The following is an 18,160-nucleotide window of genomic DNA, read 5'->3' as shown; positions in this document are numbered from 1 at the left end:
GGTCAGCGGCGTCGCTCCTGCATGGTGAAGCCGACGAGGATGTCGCGCTGGATGCCGAACATCTCCTTCTCCTCATCGGGCTCCGCGTGGTCGAACCCGAGCAGGTGCAGGATGCCGTGCGTCGTGAGCAGCAGCAGTTCGTCGAGCAGCGGATGTCCCGCCGTGCGCGCCTGCGCCTCGGCGACCTGCGGGCACAGCACGACGTCGCCGAGCAGTCCGGGCGGGGCCGGCTGGTCTTCAGTGCCCGGACGGAGCTCGTCCATGGGGAAGCTCAGCACGTCGGTGGGACCGGGCTCGTCCATCCACTGCACGTGCAGCTGCTCCATCGCGCCCTCGTCGACGAGCACGATCGCGAGCTCGGCGTCGGGGTGCACGTGCATCGCGTCGAGCGCGTACACGGCCAGCCGCTGCAGGGCGGCTTCGTCGACCTCGACGGCGGACTCGTTGTTGACCTCGATGCTCACGCGCGGTGCTCCTCTTGGGCGATCACTTGGACTTCCGCGGCAGGTGGTCGCGGGGCGCGGTGCCGCGGCGCTCTGCACGGTTGGCGAACTCGCGTGCCTGGTCGCGCTCGAAGCGCTGCGCCTGGGTGCGCTGGTCGTACTCGGTGTAGGCGTCGACGATGCGGCCGACGAGGCTGTGGCGCACCACGTCGTCGCTCGTGAGCCGTGCGAAGTGGATGTCGTCGACGTGGTCGAGGATGCGGGTGACGAGCCGGAGCCCGCTTGCGCCGCCGGGGAGGTCGACCTGGGTGACGTCGCCGGTGACCACCATCTTCGAGCCGAACCCGAGCCGGGTGAGGAACATCTTCATCTGCTCGGGCGTGGTGTTCTGGGCCTCGTCGAGCACGACGAACGAGTCGTTCAGGGTGCGGCCGCGCATGTAGGCGAGCGGCGCCACCTCGACGGTGCCGGCCGCGAGCAGCTTCGGCACCATCTCGGGATCCATCATCTCGTTGAGCGCGTCGTAGAGCGGCCGCAGGTAGGGGTCGATCTTGTCGGTGAGGGTGCCGGGGAGGAATCCGAGCCGCTCCCCCGCCTCGACGGCCGGGCGGGTGAGGATGATGCGGTTCACCTCCTTGCGCTGCAGGGCCTGCACGGCCTTCGCCATGGCGAGGTAGGTCTTGCCGGTGCCGGCCGGGCCGATGCCGAACACGATGGTGTTCTCGTCGATCGCGTCGACGTACTGGCGCTGACCCTCGGTCTTCGGGCGGATGGTGCGCCCTCGGGCGGAGACGATGACCTGTCCGAGCAGCTCGGACGGCTTGGCGTTGGGATCGGCTTCGAGCATGCGGGCCGAGCTCCTCACTTCGGTGGGTGTCGGGTCCTGGCCGGCTCTGACGAGCTCCAGGAGTTCTTCGATGAGGCGGCGGACGCGCAGGCGGTCGTCGGCAGCGCCCCGGATGGTGATCTCGTTGCCGCGCACGTGCACCTCGACGCCGGGGTGCTCGCGCAGGATCGTGGTGAGCAGCCGGTCCTGCGGGCCGAGGAGTCGCACCATGGCGATGCCGTCGATGCGGAGGCGCTCCTCGTCGTCGTGGAGCGGCTGCTCGGCAGCCGCCTCTGAGCCCTGCGCGTCAGCCGGCAAGCGAACCCTCCTCGAGGCCGCCCGCGAGCACGTGCGCGTGCACGTGGAAGACGGTCTGCCCGGCTCCGGCGCCGGTGTTGAACACGAGCCGGAAGTCGCCGTCGGCGAGGTCGTCGGCGATGCCACGTGCGACGGCGACGAGCTCGGCGAGCAGTTCGGGGTCGCCCTCGGCGAGCTCTGCCACGTCGCGGTAGTCGCCCTGCTTGGGCGTGACGATCACGTGGACGGGTGCCTTCGGCGCGATGTCGTGGAACGCGATCACCCGGTCGGTCTCCGCCACGATCTGCGCGGGGATCTCACGGGCGGCGATGCGCTCGAACAGGGTCGGCTCCGCGGCGGACTGGGTCATCTGCCCATCGTAGCGACGGATGCGTCACCACCGCCCGAGGGTTGCGTTCAGCACCGCGATGGCCGCAGGGCCGGCCGTGGAGGTGCGCAGCACTGAGGCGCCGAGCCGCACGGGCTCGGCCCCGGCGGCCACGAGCGCCTCGAGCTCGGACGGGGCGATGCCGCCCTCGGGGCCGACGACGAGCGCCAGGTCGCGACCGTCGGGCCGCAGTTCGGTGAGCGCCGTCGTCGCGGTCGGCTCGAGGAGCAGCATCCGGGAGCCCTCGACCGCCGTCGCAAGCGCACCGGTCGCGGTGACGGATGCCACGGGCGGAAGCCATGAGCGGATCGACTGCTTCACGGCCTCGCGCACGATCGTCGCCCAGCGCTGTCGGCCCTTCTCGGCCTTCGGCCCCTCCCAGCGCGACACCGAGCGCGAGGCGGCCCACGGCACGATCGCGTCGACGCCGAGCTCGGTGGCGGCCTGCACCGCGAGCTCGTCGCGATCGCCCTTCGCCAGCGCCTGCACGAGCGTGATGCGGATCGCAGGCGGCTCCTCGACGACGACCTCGTCGGCCTCGAGCGTGAGCTCGCGAGGCCCGGTCGCCGTGACGATGCCGAGAACGCGGATGCCGCGGCCGTCGCCGATCGCGATCCGCTCGCCCGTGCGCACCCGCGACACCGTCACCGCGTGCCGAGCCTCGTCGCCCGAGAGCTGGACGGTCGCGCCGGGGGCGACGGACGCGAGGTCGAGGGACTCGTCGAGGTAGAGGTGGCTCATCGCGGCATCCGTCAGCCGAGGAAGCGGTCGCGGAGCCGCGCGAAGAGGCCCTGCTGGAAGTGGCTGAGCGCCGGGGCGGCCGCCTTCTTCGAGTGGGCGAACTGCTGGATGAGGTCGCGCTCCTTCGAGGAGAGCTTGGTGGGAGTGACGACCTGCACGCCGATCTTCAGGTCGCCGCGACCGGTGCCGCGGAGCTTCGTGACGCCGCGGTCCTTGACGGTGAGGATCTCGCCGCTCTGCAGCCCTGCGTGGAGTTCGACTCGCACGTCGCCGTCGAGCGCCGGGATGGTGGTGTCGGCGCCGAGCACCGCGTCGGTCATGGCCACCTCGAGCGTGCAGAGCAGGTCGTCGCCGTTCCGGCTGAACACCTCGTGGTTGCGCACCTTGATCTCGAGGTAGAGGTCGCCGTTCGGGCCCCCGGCGGGGCCTGCCTCGCCCGACCCGGGCATCTGCAGGCGCACGCCGGTGTCGACGCCGGCGGGGATGTCGACCGGCACGGTGCGGCGGGCGCGCACGCGGCCCTGGCCCTGGCAGGTGACGCAGGGCGTGGCGATGACGGTGCCGTAGCCGCGGCAGGTGCCGCAGGGGCTCGAGGTCATGACGTTGCCGAGCAGGGAGCGCACCGCGCGCTGGATCGAACCCGTGCCGTGGCAGATGTCGCACGTGACGGGCGACGTGCCCGGCTGGCAGCACGAGCCGTGGCATGTCTCGCAGAGGATCGCGGTGTCGACCTCGATGTCGCGGTGCGTGCCGAAGATGACCTCCTCGAGCCCCACCTCGACGCGGATGAGCGCGTCCTGGCCGCGTTCACGCCGCGACCGCGGCCCACGGGTCTGCTGGCCGGCGCCGAAGAAGGTCTCGAAGATGTCGCCGAATCCGCCGAAGTTCTGGCCGCCGGCGCCGCCGAATCCGCCCTGCCCGCCGAGGTCGTACTGCTCCCGCTGCCTCGGGTCCGACAGCACGTCGTACGCGTGCGTGACCATCTTGAACCGCTCGGATGCGTCGGCGCCCGGGTTCACGTCGGGGTGCAGCTCGCGCGCGAGGCGGCGGTAGGCCTTCTTGATCTCGTCGGGGGTGGCGTCACGCGAGACGCCGAGGACCTCGTAGTGGTCTGCCACGGAGGGCGTGTCCTTTCGAATTGCCGGATGCCGGTCGGATGCGACGGCAGCGGGGAATCAGCTCTCGCCGAGGGTGCGGGAGAGGTAGCGGGCGACGGCTCGCACGGCCGCCATGCTGTTGGAGTAGTCCATGCGGGTGGGTCCCACGATGCCGAGGCGAGACACGTCGCGACCGGGGATCGCGAACGCGCTCGAGACGACGGAGGTCTCGCCCAAGCCGAACGAGGCGTTCTCGCGCCCGATGCGCACCGCGACCGCGTGCTCGTCGCCGGCCATCTCGCCGAACAGCCGGAGCAGCACGACCTGCTCCTCGATCGCCTCGATGACCCCGAGGATCGACCCCGCGAAGTCCTGCTCGGTGCGCACGAGGTTGGCCGCGCCCGCCACGACGAGGCGATCGTGTCGCTGGGCGCGCGCCTGCTCGGCGAGCGTCGCCGCGATCGTCTGCACCACGACGGCGTGGCGGCCGTCGGCGCCGGGGATCTCGCCGGAGAGCGCGTCCGCGGCATCCGCCATCGTCCGTCCGCCGGCCAGGTCGTTCAGGCGCACCCGCAGCGCGGAGAGGGTCTCGTCGTCGACGGGCTCGTCGAGCGCGACGAGGCGCTGCTCCACCTGCCCCGAGTCGGCGATGAGGATGCCGAGCACGCGGTCGGGGGCGAGGGACACGAGCTCGACGTGCCGCACGCGGGCGCTGCCGAACGAGGGGTACTGCACCACGGCGAGCTGCTTGGTCAACTGGGCGATGAGCCGGACCGTGCGCGCGAGCAGCTCGTCGAGGTCGCTCGATTCGCCGAGGAAGGTCTCGATGGCCTGGCGCTGCGCCTGGCTCAGCGGACGCACGTCGGTGAGCTGGTCGACGAAGACGCGATAGCCCTTGTCGGTGGGGATGCGACCCGACGAGGTGTGCGGCGCCGCGATGAGCTCCTCCTCCTCGAGGAGGGCCATGTCGTTGCGGATCGTGGCGGCGGACACGCCGAAGGAGTGGCGCTCGACGATCGTCTTCGAACCCACCGGCTCGCGGGACGCGACGTAGTCCTGCACGATGGCGCGGAGCACTGCGAGACTGCGTTCGGAGACCATGGTCCTCGCTTCCCTCACCGCTTAGCACTCGTTCTGACTGAGTGCCAATCCTACCGCGAGAATCAGGGTCAGCACCGTTGCCGGGCCGCACGGCGCAGCGCTACCGTATGGGTACCCCGCGAGGCACCTTGCCTGCACCTTCCCTGCTGCAGTCGCGGTTCACCCCTTCTGAACCCCCCTGAAAGGCACGCACATGACCGACCCCAACGTCCAGCCCTCGGATCCGACGGGGCAGACGCCGCCTCCGCCCGCCGCACCGGCGACGCCCACCCCCGCCACGCACGCCGCGCCGCCGCTGACGCCCGAGCAGGACGTGCAGTGGGGCTCGTTCGCCCACCTCGGCGGCGTGCTCGGCTTCCTGCCGTCGCTGATCATCTGGCTCGTCTTCAAGGACCGCGGCGCGTTCACCAACACCGAGGCGAAGGAGGCGCTGAACTTCCAGATCACCCTCGTCTTCGGCTACATCATCTCGGCCATCCTCGTGGTCGTCTTCATCGGTGCGCTGCTCATGTGGGTCGTCTGGATCGTGGGCGTCGTCTTCTCGATCATCGCGTTCCTCCAGGCCAAGGACGGCAAGCACTACCGCTACCCGTTCGCCATCCGCCTCATCAAGTAGGCGCACGCCGGCAAGATCGATCGGCCCGTCGCGGGAGCGCCTATTCCCGCGGCGGGCGTTGCTGTGCCAGCATGAACCTGAACGAGTCTCGCCGAACGGACGAGCCCGGAGAAGGAGACCGCCATGTCCGACCAGACCCCGCCTCCCCCGCCGCCGCAGGGACCGCCGCCGCCGCCACCGCAGGGGCCGCCCGCACCGCCGCAGAACCCCTACGGGCAGAGCCAGCAGCTCAGCCCGAGCGATGAGAAGCTCTGGTCGACGCTCGTGCACATCGGCGGCATCTTCTTCAGCTTCGTGCCGGCGCTGCTGGGCTACCTCATCCTCAAGGACAAGGGCCCCTTCGTGCGCGAGCACACCGCGACCGCGCTGAACTTCCAGATCACGATGGCCATCGCCTACGTGGTCGGCATCGTGACGACGTTCATCGTGATCGGCATCTTCATCCTGATCGCCGTGTGGGTGCTCGTGATCGTCTTCAGCATCATCGCCGCGGTGAAGGCCAACCAGGGCCAGCTCTACAGCTACCCGCTCACGATCAAGTTCGTGAGCTGAGCCTCACTCCTCGAGCAGGCGCCGCACGACGGCGTCCGCGAGCAGCCGCCCCCGCCTGGTGAGCATCAGCACACCGGCGAGGGCGGCTTTCGCGTCCACGAGGCCGTCCGCGATGAGACCGGCCACGGCGTGCCGGCCGCCGGCGTGCAACGACTCGATGCGGATGCCCTCCCGGATGCGGGTCAGCAGCAGCACCCGTTCCGTCTCGCGGGTGCCGGCGTCGAGCACCTCGCGTCCCACGGCCGGCGAGAGCTCCGCCGTCACGCGATCCGCGTAGGCGGCCGGGTGCTTCGCGTTCCACCAGCGCACGCCGCCGACATGGCTGTGCGCGCCAGGCCCGACGCCCCACCAGTCGTCGCCGCGCCAGTACCCGAGGTTGTGGCGCGACCGCTGTGAGGCATCCGTCGCCCAGTTGCTCACCTCGTACCACTCGTACCCGGCGGCGGCGAGCAGGTCGTCGGCGAGCTCGTACATGTCGGCCTCGAGGTCGTCGGAGGGCGTCGCGAGCTCCCCGCGACGGATCTGGCGGGCGAGCTTCGTGCCCTCCTCGACGATGAGCGCGTAGGCGCTGACGTGGTCGGGCCGCTCGGTCACCACCGCCTCGACGCTCCGGCGCCAGTCGCCCAGTGACTCGCCCGGCGTGCCGTAGATGAGGTCGAGGCTCACGTCGAGCCCGGCGTCGCGCGCCCAGCGCACCACGAGCGGCACCCGCGCGGGATCGTGCGTGCGGTCGAGTGCCGCGAGCACGTGCGGCACCGCCGACTGCATGCCGAACGACACGCGCGTGAACCCCCCGTCGGCGAGACGACGCAGGTCGTCGGGTCCGACCGAGTCGGGGTTCGCCTCGGTCGTGACCTCGGCGCCCTCCTCGAGTCCGAACTCGTCGCGCACGGCGCCGAGCATGCGCACCAGGTCGTCGGCGGGCAGCAGTGTCGGCGTGCCGCCCCCGAAGAACACGGTCGAGGCGAGGCGATGCGGCACTCCGGATGCCTCGAGCACCCGCCGCGACATCCGGATCTCACCGATCGCGTGGTCGGCGTAGTCCACCTGCCGCGCCCCCCGCAGTTCACCGGCGGTGTACGTGTTGAAGTCGCAGTAGCCGCAGCGCACGCGGCAGAACGGCACGTGCACGTACACGCCGAACGCCCGGTCGTCGGCGCCCACCGCGGCGGATGCCGGGAGGAGCCCGTCGAGCGGCGCGGGGTCGCCGAGCGGAAGGGCCGAGCCCACCGGCTACACGCCGCCCGCGGGGTGCAGGGCCCGCAGCTCGACGCGGGTGAGCTCCCGGCGCTTGCGGCGCTGGCGAGGAGCCACGAGTCGACGGATGCCGCCGGCGGTGCCGAGCAGCGACCGGATGGTGAGCCACACGGTGTCGTCCTCGCGGTGCTCGAGGATGAACGACTCCTCGCCGCTCTCGGGGCCCTCGGCCGTGGTGCCGTAGGCGAAGCCGACGCGGTCGGGCTCGTCGATCACGTAGACGACGAGCACCGGGGTGTCGTGGTGGCGGAAGCGGCCCGAGCGGCGCAGCGTCGCGGTCATGCCGGCGGCGATGTAGGGCGTGCCGTCGGCGCCGAAGCGCTCCTCGGTTCGCGGCGACGGCTGTTCGGCGAGCGGGGCTCCCTCGGCGTCGTAGACGATGCCCGGGTACTGCGCGCCCGTGCCCGTCGACACGTCGACGACCTCGAAGCCGGCGCCCTGCTGGATGCCCCAGGTCATGAGCGACTCCGCGGCGCGCTCGAAGCGCTCGATCCCGCTGCCGAGGCGCACCGAGTCCTCGGCGGGGCGATAGCCCTCGGGCGGGTAGCGCAGCAGGTCGGGGGCGAGCGTCGCCCCGATCGCCCCGTAGGTGACCGACTGGTCGGTGAACGTGCTTCGTCGGGTCATCGGGAACCTACTTCTTCGCGTCCTTCTTCTCGGTGTCGCCCGAGAGCGCGGCGATGAACGCCTCTTGGGGGACCTCGACGCGGCCGACCATCTTCATGCGCTTCTTGCCCTCCTTCTGCTTCTCGAGGAGCTTGCGCTTGCGGGTGATGTCACCGCCGTAGCACTTGGCGAGCACGTCCTTGCGCATCGCGCGGATCGACTCGCGTGCGATGATGCGGGCGCCGATCGCCGCTTGGATGGGCACCTCGAACTGCTGCCGCGGGATGAGCTCGCGCAGCCGCCCCGTCATGAGCACCCCATAGGCGTAGGCCTTGTCTCGGTGCACGATCGCGCTGAACGCGTCGACCTGCTCGCCCTGCAGGAGGATGTCGACCTTCACGAGGTCGGCGGCCTGGTCGCCGGTGGGCTCGTAGTCGAGCGACGCGTAGCCGGCGGTCTTCGACTTCAGCTGGTCGAAGAAGTCGAAGACGATCTCGCCGAGCGGCATGTTGTAGCGGATCTCGACCCGGTCCTCACCGAGGTACTCCATGCCGAGCAGGGTTCCGCGGCGCGACTGGCAGAGCTCCATGATGGTGCCCACGTAGTCCTTCGGCGCGAGGATCGCGGCGCGCACCATGGGCTCGCGCACCTCGGAGATCTTCGCCCCGGTCGGGAACTCGCTCGGGTTCGTGACCGTGACGGTCTTCCGGTCCTCCGTGGTCACCTCGTAGACCACCGACGGCGCGGTGTTGATGATGTCGAGCCCGAACTCGCGGCGGAGCCGCTCGGTCACGATCTCGAGGTGCAGCAGGCCCAGGAAGCCGGCGCGGAAGCCGAAGCCGAGGGCGACCGAGGTCTCGGGCTCGTACACGAGCGCGGCATCCGACAGCTTGAGCTTGTCGAGTGCCTCGCGCAGCTCGGGGTAATCGCTGCCGTCGATCGGGTAGAGACCGGAGAAGACCATCGGCAGCGGCTCGGTGTAGCCGGGCAGCGCCTCCGTGGCCGACTTCGCCGAGGTGGTGACGGTGTCGCCGACCTTCGACTGGCGCACGTCCTTCACGCCGGTGATGAGGTAGCCGACCTCGCCGACGCCGAGCCCCTTCGTGGGCGTGGGCTCGGGCGCGCTCACGCCGATCTCGAGGATCTCGTGAGTCGCCTTCGTCGACATCATCTGGATGCGCTCGCGCGGGTTCAGCTGGCCGTCGACCATGCGCACGTAGGTGACGACGCCGCGGTAGCTGTCGTAGACCGAGTCGAAGATCATGGCGCGCGCAGGGGCATCCGATCGGCCGACGGGAGCCGGGATGCGCTCGACGACTCGGTCGAGGAGCTCCTCGACGCCGACCCCGGTCTTGCCCGACACCTTGAGCACGTCGTCGGGCGAGCCGCCGATGAGGTCGGCGAGCTCGCGCGCGTACTTCTCGGGCTCCGCCGCGGGCAGGTCGATCTTGTTCAGCACGGGGATGATCTCGAGGTCGTTCTCGAGGGCGAGGTAGAGGTTCGCGAGCGTCTGCGCCTCGATGCCCTGCGCGGCGTCGACGAGGAGGATCGCGCCCTCGCAGGCGGCGAGCGAGCGGGACACCTCGTAGCTGAAGTCGACGTGGCCGGGCGTGTCGATCATGTTCAGGGCGTACGACGTGTCGCCCACCTGCCAGGGCATGCGCACGGCCTGGCTCTTGATCGTGATGCCGCGCTCGCGCTCGATGTCCATGCGGTCGAGGTACTGGGCGCGCATGTCGCGGTCGGACACGACCCCGGTGATACCGAGCATCCGGTCGGCGAGGGTGGACTTGCCGTGGTCGATGTGGGCGATGATGCAGAAGTTGCGGATCAGCGCGGGGTCGGTGGCAGCAGGCACCGGCGGATTGGCGGCTCGAGGGGACATCCCCACGATTCTCCCATGACTTTCGGTTCGCACTTTCGACGGATGCCGCCGTCGGTGCCCCCGGGCTACGCTGACAGCATCATGACCGTGATGGAAGACACCGACGCGCGCGTCGCGCCGTCCGCGCTTCGGCCGGTCTTCTTCACGCTCCGGCTCGGCCTGCACCTGCTCGTCGTCGGGCTCACGCTCTTCGTCGTCGTGCGTGCGCTGCTCGAGGACGCACCGACCGAGGTGCCGGTCACCATCCTCGCCGTGGCGTTCCTCGCCTGGTACGGCGCCGGCGTCGCCGTCGCGCACCGCCACTTCCCGACGTGGGCCCGCGTGCTGTGGCTCGTCGGCCTCCTGCTCCTGTGGCTGGCGATGTCGTTCCTCACGCCGGATGCCGCGTTCCTCGCGTTCCCCCTCTTCTTCCTCGAGCTGCACGTGCTGGCGACGCCCATCGCCGTGCCGCTCGTCGTCATCACGTTCGGGCTCTCGGTCTGGGGCACGGCGTCGCACCTCGGGTTCGAGGTGGGCACCATCCTCGGGCCGATGATCAGCGCAGGCGTCGCCATCGTCATCGGCTCGGGCTACCGCGCCATGTCGCAGGAGACCCGCGACCGGCAGGCACTCATCCTCGACCTGCTCGCCACCCGCGAGGAGCTCGCGGCGGCGAGCCGCGAGGCCGGCACGCTCGCCGAGCGCGAGCGCCTCGCCCGCGAGATCCACGACACCGTCGCCCAGGGCCTCTCGAGCATCCAGATGCTGCTCCACGCCGCCGAGCGCGACATCACCGACGAGCCCACGCGCGAGAAGCTGCGGCTCGCGCGCGAGACCGCCGCCGACAACCTCGGCGAGACGCGTCGCTTCATCCGGGAGCTCACTCCCCCGTCGCTCGACGAGCAGACGCTGCCCGCCGCGCTGCGCCGGCTCACCGACGCGATCAACGACCAGGCCGAGCAGTCGGGGTCGTCGACCCGGGTGAGCTTCCGCCTCAGCGGCGACGCGGTCATGCTGCCGATGGCGATCGACGCGACCCTGCTGCGCATCGCCCAGGGTGCGCTCGCCAACGTGCTGCGTCACTCGGACGCCGATCGCGCGGAGCTCACGCTGAGCTACCTCGGCGACGAGGTCGCGCTCGACGTCGTCGACGACGGGATCGGGTTCGATCCGCGCGCCGCGCAGCGCGAGGAGACGGAGGGGGTCGCCTTCGGCCTGCGCGCCATGCGGCAGCGCGCCGAGCGGCAGGGCGGGTCGATCGAGATCGAGTCGGCTCCGGGCGATGGCACCGCGGTGTCCGTGCGCATCCCGGTGGTGCCCGCATGATCCGGCTCCTGCTGAGCGACGACCACCCCGTCGTGCGGGCCGGCATCCGCGCCCTGCTCGAGTCGGAGGCCGACCTCGAGGTGATCGCCGAGGCGGCGACGGCCGAGGACGCGGTTCGCCTCGCCGCGGCATCCGACGTCGATCTCGTGCTCATGGACCTGCAGTTCCCCGGCGCCATGCAGGGGGCGGAGGCGACGCGCCGCATCCGCTCGCACCATGGCGCCCCGCGCGTGCTCGTGCTCACCAACTACGACACCGACGCCGACATCCTCGGTGCGATTGAGGCCGGCGCGAGCGGCTACCTCCTGAAGGACGCGCCGCCCGCCGAGCTCGTGGCCGCCGTGCGCGCCGCGGCCGTCGGCGAGGCGGCGCTCGCGTCCTCGGTGTCGTCGCGCCTCGACGCCTCCCAGGGCGCCGAGCGACTCACCGTTCGCGAGGCCGAGGTGCTCACGCTCGTGGCCGACGGCCGGTCGAACCGCGACATCGGTCGCGAGCTGTTCCTCAGCGAGGCGACCGTGAAGTCGCATCTCGTGCACATCTTCACGAAGCTCGGGGTCGGCTCCCGCACGGCGGCCGTGGCGCGGGCCCGCGAGCTCGGGGCGATCCGGTCGGGCTGACGGATGCCCCGCGCCCGCGTCGTGCTCGTGCACGGACTCCGCACCTCGGCCACGATGTGGCGGCGGCAGCTCGCCGCGCTCGCGCGTCACGACATCGACGCGGTCGCGATCGACCTCCCGTCGCACGGCACGCGCAGCGGCGAGCCGTTCACCCTCGACAACGCCATGCGGGTGATCGGCGAGGCGGTCCCCGAACGTGAGGCGGACGCGTCGAGCACGCCGACGCTCCTCGTCGGCCTCAGCCTCGGCGGGTACCTGTCGATCGAATTCGCCTCGCGGCATCCGGGGCGGATCGAGGGACTGGTCGCCGCCTCGTGCGGCACTCGGCCACGGGGTGTCGGACTCGAGGGCTATCGGCGGATCGCCGCGATCATCGCCCGGCTCCCCGACCACGGGCGCGGGCTGAACGAGCTCACCGCGCGCATGTTCCTCTCGCCCGAGGGGGTCGCGGACGTGCTGGCCGGGGGCGTCGCCCTGCACGCCATGGCCCCCGTGCTCGGTTCCATCGGCGGCCTCGACGTCGAGGCCGCGCTCGCGCGCATCCACGTGCCGGTGTGGCTGGTGAACGGCCGCCTCGACCACTTCCGCATCGAGGAACGGCGGATGCTCCGTGCCGCACCCCGCGCACGCCTGGTGATCGTTCCCGGCGCGACGCACCTCGTGAGCCTCGTGCGCCCCGAGGAGTTCACCGCCGTCGTACTCGGCGCCGTCGCCGAACTGGAGTGGGAGCAGGTGCGGCGCCGGCGACGTCGAGCACGGTCCGACGCGTCGGCATAGCGGCGGAGTCGATGGTCCGCCACCCCTTGCGGCTCGCCCCGACGCGGACGAGCCTCGTGCGCAGGAGTGGACGGAGGATCGACATGCAGCGCACGTATCCCGAGGGCGTCCCGTCGTGGATCGACCTCGAGGCGCCCGACCTCGACGAGGCCCAGCGCTTCTACGGCGGTCTCTTCGGGTGGACGTTCGAGGCCGCCCCAGGCCCTCAGGGCGACGCGGCGCACGTCGTCGCCCGACTCGACGGCCGAGCGGCGGCCGGCCTCGGCGCGGCTGCGGCCTCCGCGCCGGCGGTGGACCCCCCGACGTGGAACACGTACGTGGCCGTCGCCGACCTCGATGCCGCCGTCGCACGGGTCGCCGGAGCCGGCGGCCACGTCATCGCCGGGCCGGCCGACGTGGGGCGGGCCGGGCGTGCGGCCGGCGTGGTCGATCCGGCCGGTGCACCATTCCGGCTCTGGCAGGCGGGCGCGCGCGTGGGCGTGCAGGTCGTCAACGAGCCCGGCGCGTGGAACTTCAGCGACCTGCACACGTCCGATCCCGAGCAACCCGGGTTCTACGAGGAGGTGTTCGGCTGGGAGTTCGCCGACCTCGGTTTCGCCACCCTCATCCGCTGCCCCGGCTACGGGGACCACCTCGCGGCCACGGTCGACCCCGACATCCGGCAACGCCAGGCGAGCGCGATCACGCCGCCCAGGTTCGAGGACGCGATCGGGTGGCTGGCGCCGTCCCATGACGGCGAACCGCCGCACTGGCACGTCACCTTCACCGTCGCCGACCGTGACGAGGCCGCATCGACCGCCGAGCGCCTCGACGGCACCGTGCTGGCCTCGACCGACACGGACTGGACCCAGGAGGCCCTCATCCGCGACCCCCAGGGCGGGGTGTTCACGGCCAGCCGGTTCGTGCCGCCCGAGCGGTGAGCCCAGCGCCGTCGAACCCTGCGCCGTCGTACCCCGCCGACCCGCCGCTTTGGCGGGTCGAAGGCGAACTGGTATCGTTGTCTGTTGGCTTCCGTGTGGGTCCCACCCCGCACGATTCGCCGGTGAGGCCCCTCTACCTTCATCGGCACATCCGGTACCCACACACGAACGAAAGATACCCACGTGGCAAACATCAAGTCGCAGATCAAGCGCATCCGCACCAACCTGAAGGCGCAGGAGCGCAACAAGGCCGTCAAGAGCGAGGTCAAGAGCGCCGTGCGCGCCGCCCGCGAGGCGATCGCCACCGGCGACAAGGACAAGGCGACGACCGCCCTCCGCAACGCGACCCGCAAGCTCGACAAGGCCGCCAGCAAGGGCGTCATCCACAAGAACCAGGCCGCGAACCGCAAGTCGGCCATCGCGAAGCAGGTCGCCGCGCTCTGACGTACGACCGTTGACGAAGGCCCCGCACATCGTGCGGGGCCTTCGTCGTTTCCGGCGCCGGCCGTGCACCCCGTGCATGGCCTCGACGGCCGCGGTCGGATGCTCCGTCAGGACGACGTGCGCCCGCGAGCGGCGATGACGCCGACCAGCCGTTCGAGCGCGAACACGGGATCGCGCTCGGCGCCCTTGACGGCGGCGTCGGTCGCGGCGAGCGACTCGATGGCTCGCTGGAGGCCCTCGTCGGTCCAGCCGGCGAGGTCTCGGCGGGCGCGGTCGACCTGCCACGGCGCGAGCCCGAGCGACGATGCCACCTGGGGGCCGCCTCCCCTGACGCCCGACACCTTGGCCATCGTGCGCACCTTCATCGCGAACGCGGCCACCATCGGCACCGGATCGGCGCCGCTGTCGAGGGCGTGCCGGAGTGCCACCAGCGCTTCGCCGTGGCGCCCCGCGATCGCCGCATCGGCGACGGCGAAGGCGTTCGTCTCCACACGCCCGCCGTAGTAGCGCCCGACGACGGCCTCGGTGATCTCTCCCGGTGCGTCGGCGATGAGCTGACGGCATGCGGCCGAGAGCTCGGCCAGGTCGTCGGCGAACGCCGCGACGAGCGCACGCAGCGCCCGGGCGTCGATCCTGCGTCCGGCGGCACGGAACTCCGCCGCCGCGAAGTCCTGCTTCTCGGATTCCCGCTTGAGCTCGGCGCAGACGATCTCGACGCCGGCGCCCGACCCCGCGCGGATGGCGTCGAGGAGCTTCTTGCCGCGCTGACCCCCCGCGTGCCGCAACAGCAACGTGGTGCCGTCGGCGGTCTGCTCGAGGTACTCGAGCGCGTCGATGAGGAAGTCGTCGCTGGCCCGCTCGACGGCGGTGACGCGGATGAGTCGTGGCTCACCGAACAGCGACGGGCTGGCGAGGGTGAGCAGCTCGCCACGGCGGTAGCCGTCGGCCTCGAGATCGCTCACCTCGAGCGCGGGGTCCTCGGATCGAAGGAAGTCGCGCAGCATCGTGCTCGCGCGTTCGGCGAGGACCGTCTCGGCGCCGCTGACGAGCACCACCGGTGCCGGGCGGATCTCGTTCCACGAGAGCTGCGGGATCGTGGCCGCCTTCGCTCGCGTCGTACCTGCTCGCGTCGCACCTGCTCGCGCTGCCACCGCACCTCCCCGTCCGGGTGCAAGTCTACGGGCCGGGTCCGACGTCGCCCCGCTCGGCCCAGACGTCGAAGCCGCCCTCGGCGGCGGCGATCGTGATGGTGCCCGAACGGTCGGTGCGCACCACGGAGGTGCCCTCGTCGCCGAGGATCCCCAGCAACCGATCGGTGGGATGACCGTACCCGTTGTCGAGGCCGACCCCGATCACGCCGATCGTGGCATGCAGGCGCTCGTACAGTGACGCGCTCTGGTCGGCGGATCCATGGTGCGCGACCTTCACCAGGTCGACCGCCCCGAGGTCCGCCGACCGGAGGAGCCGGTCCTGCGCCCCCTCCCCGAGGTCGCCCAGGAAGAGCCCGCGGAACGCCGGCGCATCGACCTCGACGACGACGCTCGCGTCGTTGCCGGGCGCCGCGCGCGGCAACGGCCAGAGCACGCGCCACTGGGCCTCGCCGAGCACGCCTCGGTGGCCGGCGACGACCTCGGCGGAGTCGGCTCCGCCCAGCACGAGCGGGTCGAGCACGCGGTCGCTGCGGTCGCCGTCGAGCGGGCCGTGGACGACCGTGCCGACGCGCCCCACGACCGCGGCCGATCCCCCGACGTGATCGGCATCCCAGTGCGTCAGCACGAGCAGGTCGATGCGGTCCACCCCGAGGAGCGCGAGGCAGCGCGCCAGGGCGGCGGGATCGGGCCCGGTGTCGACGAGCGCGGTCGCCTCCGCGGAGCGGATGAGCACCGCATCGCCCTGGCCGACGTCGCACGCGGCGACATCCCAGCGGGCCGGCCGCGTCGAAGCCGACACGACGGGCGCGCCGAACGACACGCCGACGGGCACCGCCAACCCGATCGCGAGGAGCGCGACGCCGGCCGCACGCAGTCGTGTCCGGGATGGCGGCGCGAACGCGACGGCGAGGGCGAGTGCGGTGCAGGCGGCGAGCAGGGCCGCGCCCGGGGCATCCGGAAGCCAGGCGAGCCGGCCGCCCGGAAGTCCGGCGGTGCCGTGCGCGACGAGGGCGATCCACGTGGCCGGGACCCACGCGACCTGCAGGAACGCCGCGCCGACGGAGGGCAGGACCGGCAGGACGAGGCATCCGAGGAGCCCGACGACGGTGGCGACCGGGGCCGCCGGCGCGGCGAGCAGGTTCGCGGGCACGCCGTAGACGGCGATTGCCGGGTCGAGCAGCACGAGGATGGGCTGGCAGGCGAGCTGCGCGGCGACCGGCACGGCCAGCACCATGGCGAGCGGTCGTGGCATCAGGCGGCCGAGGACGACGGCCAGCGGCGCCGCCAGGAGCAGGAGTCCGGCCGTCGCGGCCGCCGACAACGCGAAGCCGTAGTCGCGCGCCAGCCAGGGATCGAACACGAGCAGTCCGACCACCGCGACCGACAATGCGGCGACGCCGCCGCCCGGGCGGCCAGACGCGATGGCGATGAGCACGACGACGGCCATCGCCCCGGCCCGCACGACGCTCGGCTGCGGCGTCACGAGCACGACGAACCCCGCGAGGGCGACCAGCGCGAGCCCGACGCGCACGCCGCGACGCAGCCCGCACGCCGCCGCGAGGGCGAACGCGGCAGCCGTGATGATGGCGCAGTTCGCACCGGAGACCGCGGTGAGGTGGCTGAGCGAGCTCGCCTTCATCGCCGCGTCGAGCTCGACGCCGACCGCGGCCGTGTCGCCGATGGCGAGCCCGGGCACGAGCGCGCCGCCGTCGCCACCGAGGTCGGTCGACGCCGTCGCGAGTCCCGATCGGAGCGCCACGGCCCAGCCGAGCCACGGCGGCGGCGCGATCACGCGCGCGTCGCCAGTCGGCCGGAGCTGGAAGCCGTGCTGCTCCGCGCCGGGCAGGGCCACCACCCGCGTGGGGAAGGACAGGCGGGTGCCGAGTGAGAGCTCCTCCCCGGGGAGCTCGAGCATCACGGTCGAGGAGACCGCCGGAACCTCGACGCCGTCCACGCCGATGACCTGGGCGTCGACCCGGAAGGTCGGAGCCGCTGCATCGCCGGATGACGCCCACGGCGGCGCCCGCACCGGCCGGGGGCCGGAAGCCACCTCGATCAGGACGTCGACGACGACGTGGGCATCGGCGGCCGCGGCAAGCGGCGACTCGGCGCGCCGTTCCAGCGCGAGCGCCGCCGACGTCGCGACGAGCCCCATCGCGGTCGAGGCGATGAGCGCCGCAGTGAGCGCGGCCCGGAGCGCGTCGGCGGCCGACGACCCGCGTCGGGCCCCGGTCAGGACGAGCAGGGCGACCGCGAGGATCACGCCGAGCGACCAGCCGAGCCACGCCACGACGGCCGGATCGACCCCGACGTCGGGTGACGCGACGGCGCACCAGGCAGCCAGCCAGGCGGCGCCGGCCGGCGGCAGGAGCCTCAGGTCGCGCACGTCAGAGCGCGACCTTGTCGGCGAGGCCGGAGAAGACCGCGTCGCCGATGCCGGCCACATCGAGGAGCTGGTCGACGCTCGTGAACGGACCGTTCGCGGCGCGCCAGTCGATGATGCGCTGGGCCAGCGCAGGCCCGATCCTGGGCAGGGTGTCGAGGGCCGCCACATCGGCGGTGTTCAGGTGCACGAGGCCGTCGGCAGGGCCGCCGCCCGCCGCGCTTGCCGCGCCCGCGCCGCCCGGGGCGGACGGCGGCGGAACCTGGCCGACCGCGAAGACCACGAGCTGCTCGCCGTCGGCCACTGGCCGGGCCAGATTGACGCCGGCGGGGTCGGCATCGGGGGTGAAGCCGCCCGCCGCGGCCACGGCGTCGACGACGCGGTCGCCGGGGTGCAGCTCGACGAGCCCGGGGCGCACGACCGCTCCGAGCACATGCACGAGCAGGGGGGTCGTCTCGATCCCGACGGCGGTCGATGCCTGCACGGACCCCGACGCGGACCTCGACGCCGACGCCGACGCCGATCGTGACCCATCGCCGGCGCCCGGCCCGCCCGTCGCCACGACGCGTTCCTGCACGCCGCCGCCGCCCGCGGCGAACGACATGAGCGCTGCTGCGGCGACCGCCGCGATGAAGAGCACCACGGCCGCCCCGATGGCCACCCGCGCGCGTGGCGTCGCGCGACGGGCGGCCGGGTCGAGTGCGTCGAACGGGTGGTCTCGGCTCGCGGGCATGCCCGCACGCTACGAGGGCGA

Annotated in this window: 19 protein-coding genes; 7 read left to right on the top strand and 12 right to left on the bottom strand. The window is 72.2% G+C overall.

Annotated elements, in window-relative coordinates; genetic code table 11:
- Nucleotides 1-2: 2 nt before the first annotated feature.
- The 6 genes from ybeY to hrcA form a co-directional block, all read right to left on the bottom strand.
- Nucleotides 3-464: an rRNA maturation RNase YbeY gene (gene ybeY, locus AC1DZA_RS12040; protein ID WP_159605275.1), complete on the bottom strand. Its 462-nt coding sequence runs from the start codon at nucleotides 462-464 to the stop codon at nucleotides 3-5.
- 22 nt (nucleotides 465-486) lie between these two features.
- On the bottom strand, nucleotides 487-1,500 hold the full coding sequence (locus AC1DZA_RS12035) for a PhoH family protein (protein WP_476773030.1): 1,014 nt from the start codon (nucleotides 1,498-1,500) through the stop codon (nucleotides 487-489).
- Between the two features lie 76 nt (nucleotides 1,501-1,576).
- Nucleotides 1,577-1,936, bottom strand: coding sequence for a histidine triad nucleotide-binding protein (locus tag AC1DZA_RS12030; RefSeq protein ID WP_476763370.1), 360 nt, complete (start codon nucleotides 1,934-1,936; stop codon nucleotides 1,577-1,579).
- A gap of 24 nt (nucleotides 1,937-1,960) precedes the next feature.
- Nucleotides 1,961-2,695, bottom strand: coding sequence for a 16S rRNA (uracil(1498)-N(3))-methyltransferase (locus tag AC1DZA_RS12025; protein ID WP_476763371.1), 735 nt, complete (start codon nucleotides 2,693-2,695; stop codon nucleotides 1,961-1,963).
- Nucleotides 2,696-2,706: 11 nt separating this feature from the next.
- Entirely contained in the window at nucleotides 2,707-3,813 is a 1,107-nt protein-coding gene (dnaJ, locus tag AC1DZA_RS12020) for a molecular chaperone DnaJ (RefSeq protein ID WP_476763372.1), read from the bottom strand.
- A 57-nt stretch (nucleotides 3,814-3,870) separates the two neighbouring features.
- A complete protein-coding gene (gene hrcA / locus AC1DZA_RS12015; protein ID WP_476772917.1) occupies nucleotides 3,871-4,893 on the bottom strand; it encodes a heat-inducible transcriptional repressor HrcA in 1,023 nt (340 codons plus the stop codon).
- A 193-nt stretch (nucleotides 4,894-5,086) separates the two neighbouring features.
- Here hrcA and AC1DZA_RS12010 point away from each other — a divergent pair, with 193 nt between their 5' ends.
- Both AC1DZA_RS12010 and AC1DZA_RS12005 read left to right on the top strand, forming a co-directional pair.
- Nucleotides 5,087-5,509, top strand: coding sequence for a DUF4870 domain-containing protein (locus tag AC1DZA_RS12010; protein WP_476763883.1), 423 nt, complete (start codon nucleotides 5,087-5,089; stop codon nucleotides 5,507-5,509).
- Nucleotides 5,510-5,632: 123 nt separating this feature from the next.
- Nucleotides 5,633-6,061, top strand: a complete 429-nt coding sequence (locus tag AC1DZA_RS12005) for a DUF4870 domain-containing protein (RefSeq protein ID WP_476763882.1) — start codon at nucleotides 5,633-5,635, stop codon at nucleotides 6,059-6,061.
- A gap of 3 nt (nucleotides 6,062-6,064) precedes the next feature.
- Here the strand turns inward: AC1DZA_RS12005 and hemW are convergent, their stop codons facing one another.
- From hemW to lepA, 3 genes are read right to left on the bottom strand one after another with little or no spacing between them, the layout of a single operon-like run.
- Nucleotides 6,065-7,291, bottom strand: a complete 1,227-nt coding sequence (hemW, locus tag AC1DZA_RS12000) for a radical SAM family heme chaperone HemW (protein WP_476772916.1) — start codon at nucleotides 7,289-7,291, stop codon at nucleotides 6,065-6,067.
- Between the two features lie 3 nt (nucleotides 7,292-7,294).
- A complete protein-coding gene (locus AC1DZA_RS11995; protein WP_476772915.1) occupies nucleotides 7,295-7,945 on the bottom strand; it encodes a DUF1990 family protein in 651 nt (216 codons plus the stop codon).
- 7 nt (nucleotides 7,946-7,952) lie between these two features.
- The gene (lepA, locus tag AC1DZA_RS11990) at nucleotides 7,953-9,809 is read right to left on the bottom strand and encodes a translation elongation factor 4 (RefSeq protein WP_476772914.1); all 1,857 of its coding nucleotides are present in this window, start codon (nucleotides 9,807-9,809) and stop codon (nucleotides 7,953-7,955) included.
- A gap of 81 nt (nucleotides 9,810-9,890) precedes the next feature.
- Here lepA and AC1DZA_RS11985 point away from each other — a divergent pair, with 81 nt between their 5' ends.
- From AC1DZA_RS11985 to rpsT, 5 genes are all read left to right on the top strand, one after another.
- Complete coding sequence (locus AC1DZA_RS11985; RefSeq protein ID WP_476772913.1) at nucleotides 9,891-11,114, top strand: sensor histidine kinase; 1,224 nt, start codon at nucleotides 9,891-9,893, stop codon at nucleotides 11,112-11,114.
- Nucleotides 11,111-11,731: a response regulator gene (locus tag AC1DZA_RS11980; RefSeq protein WP_309978243.1), complete on the top strand. Its 621-nt coding sequence runs from the start codon at nucleotides 11,111-11,113 to the stop codon at nucleotides 11,729-11,731. The genes AC1DZA_RS11985 and AC1DZA_RS11980 overlap by 4 nt, the downstream gene beginning before the upstream one ends.
- A gap of 3 nt (nucleotides 11,732-11,734) precedes the next feature.
- Nucleotides 11,735-12,508 carry an alpha/beta fold hydrolase gene (locus AC1DZA_RS11975; protein WP_476772912.1) on the top strand — a complete coding sequence of 258 codons (774 nt, stop codon included), beginning with the start codon at nucleotides 11,735-11,737 and terminating at the stop codon, nucleotides 12,506-12,508.
- A gap of 83 nt (nucleotides 12,509-12,591) precedes the next feature.
- Nucleotides 12,592-13,428 carry a VOC family protein gene (locus tag AC1DZA_RS11970; protein WP_476772911.1) on the top strand — a complete coding sequence of 279 codons (837 nt, stop codon included), beginning with the start codon at nucleotides 12,592-12,594 and terminating at the stop codon, nucleotides 13,426-13,428.
- A gap of 183 nt (nucleotides 13,429-13,611) precedes the next feature.
- Complete coding sequence (gene rpsT, locus AC1DZA_RS11965; protein WP_159607402.1) at nucleotides 13,612-13,872, top strand: 30S ribosomal protein S20; 261 nt, start codon at nucleotides 13,612-13,614, stop codon at nucleotides 13,870-13,872.
- A gap of 107 nt (nucleotides 13,873-13,979) precedes the next feature.
- Here the strand turns inward: rpsT and holA are convergent, their stop codons facing one another.
- From holA to AC1DZA_RS11950, 3 genes are read right to left on the bottom strand one after another with little or no spacing between them, the layout of a single operon-like run.
- The gene (holA, locus tag AC1DZA_RS11960) at nucleotides 13,980-15,023 is read right to left on the bottom strand and encodes a DNA polymerase III subunit delta (RefSeq protein WP_476772910.1); all 1,044 of its coding nucleotides are present in this window, start codon (nucleotides 15,021-15,023) and stop codon (nucleotides 13,980-13,982) included.
- A 25-nt stretch (nucleotides 15,024-15,048) separates the two neighbouring features.
- Nucleotides 15,049-17,409 carry a ComEC/Rec2 family competence protein gene (locus AC1DZA_RS11955; protein ID WP_476772909.1) on the bottom strand — a complete coding sequence of 787 codons (2,361 nt, stop codon included), beginning with the start codon at nucleotides 17,407-17,409 and terminating at the stop codon, nucleotides 15,049-15,051.
- 1 nt (nucleotide 17,410) lies between these two features.
- Nucleotides 17,411-18,139, bottom strand: coding sequence for a ComEA family DNA-binding protein (locus AC1DZA_RS11950; protein WP_476772908.1), 729 nt, complete (start codon nucleotides 18,137-18,139; stop codon nucleotides 17,411-17,413).
- Nucleotides 18,140-18,160 lie beyond the last annotated feature (21 nt).

This window comes from Agromyces sp. P2_B3, from assembly GCF_056404815.1.
The sequence above is the reverse complement of the archived record's forward strand: the minus strand, read 5'-3'. Positions and strand labels throughout refer to the sequence as shown.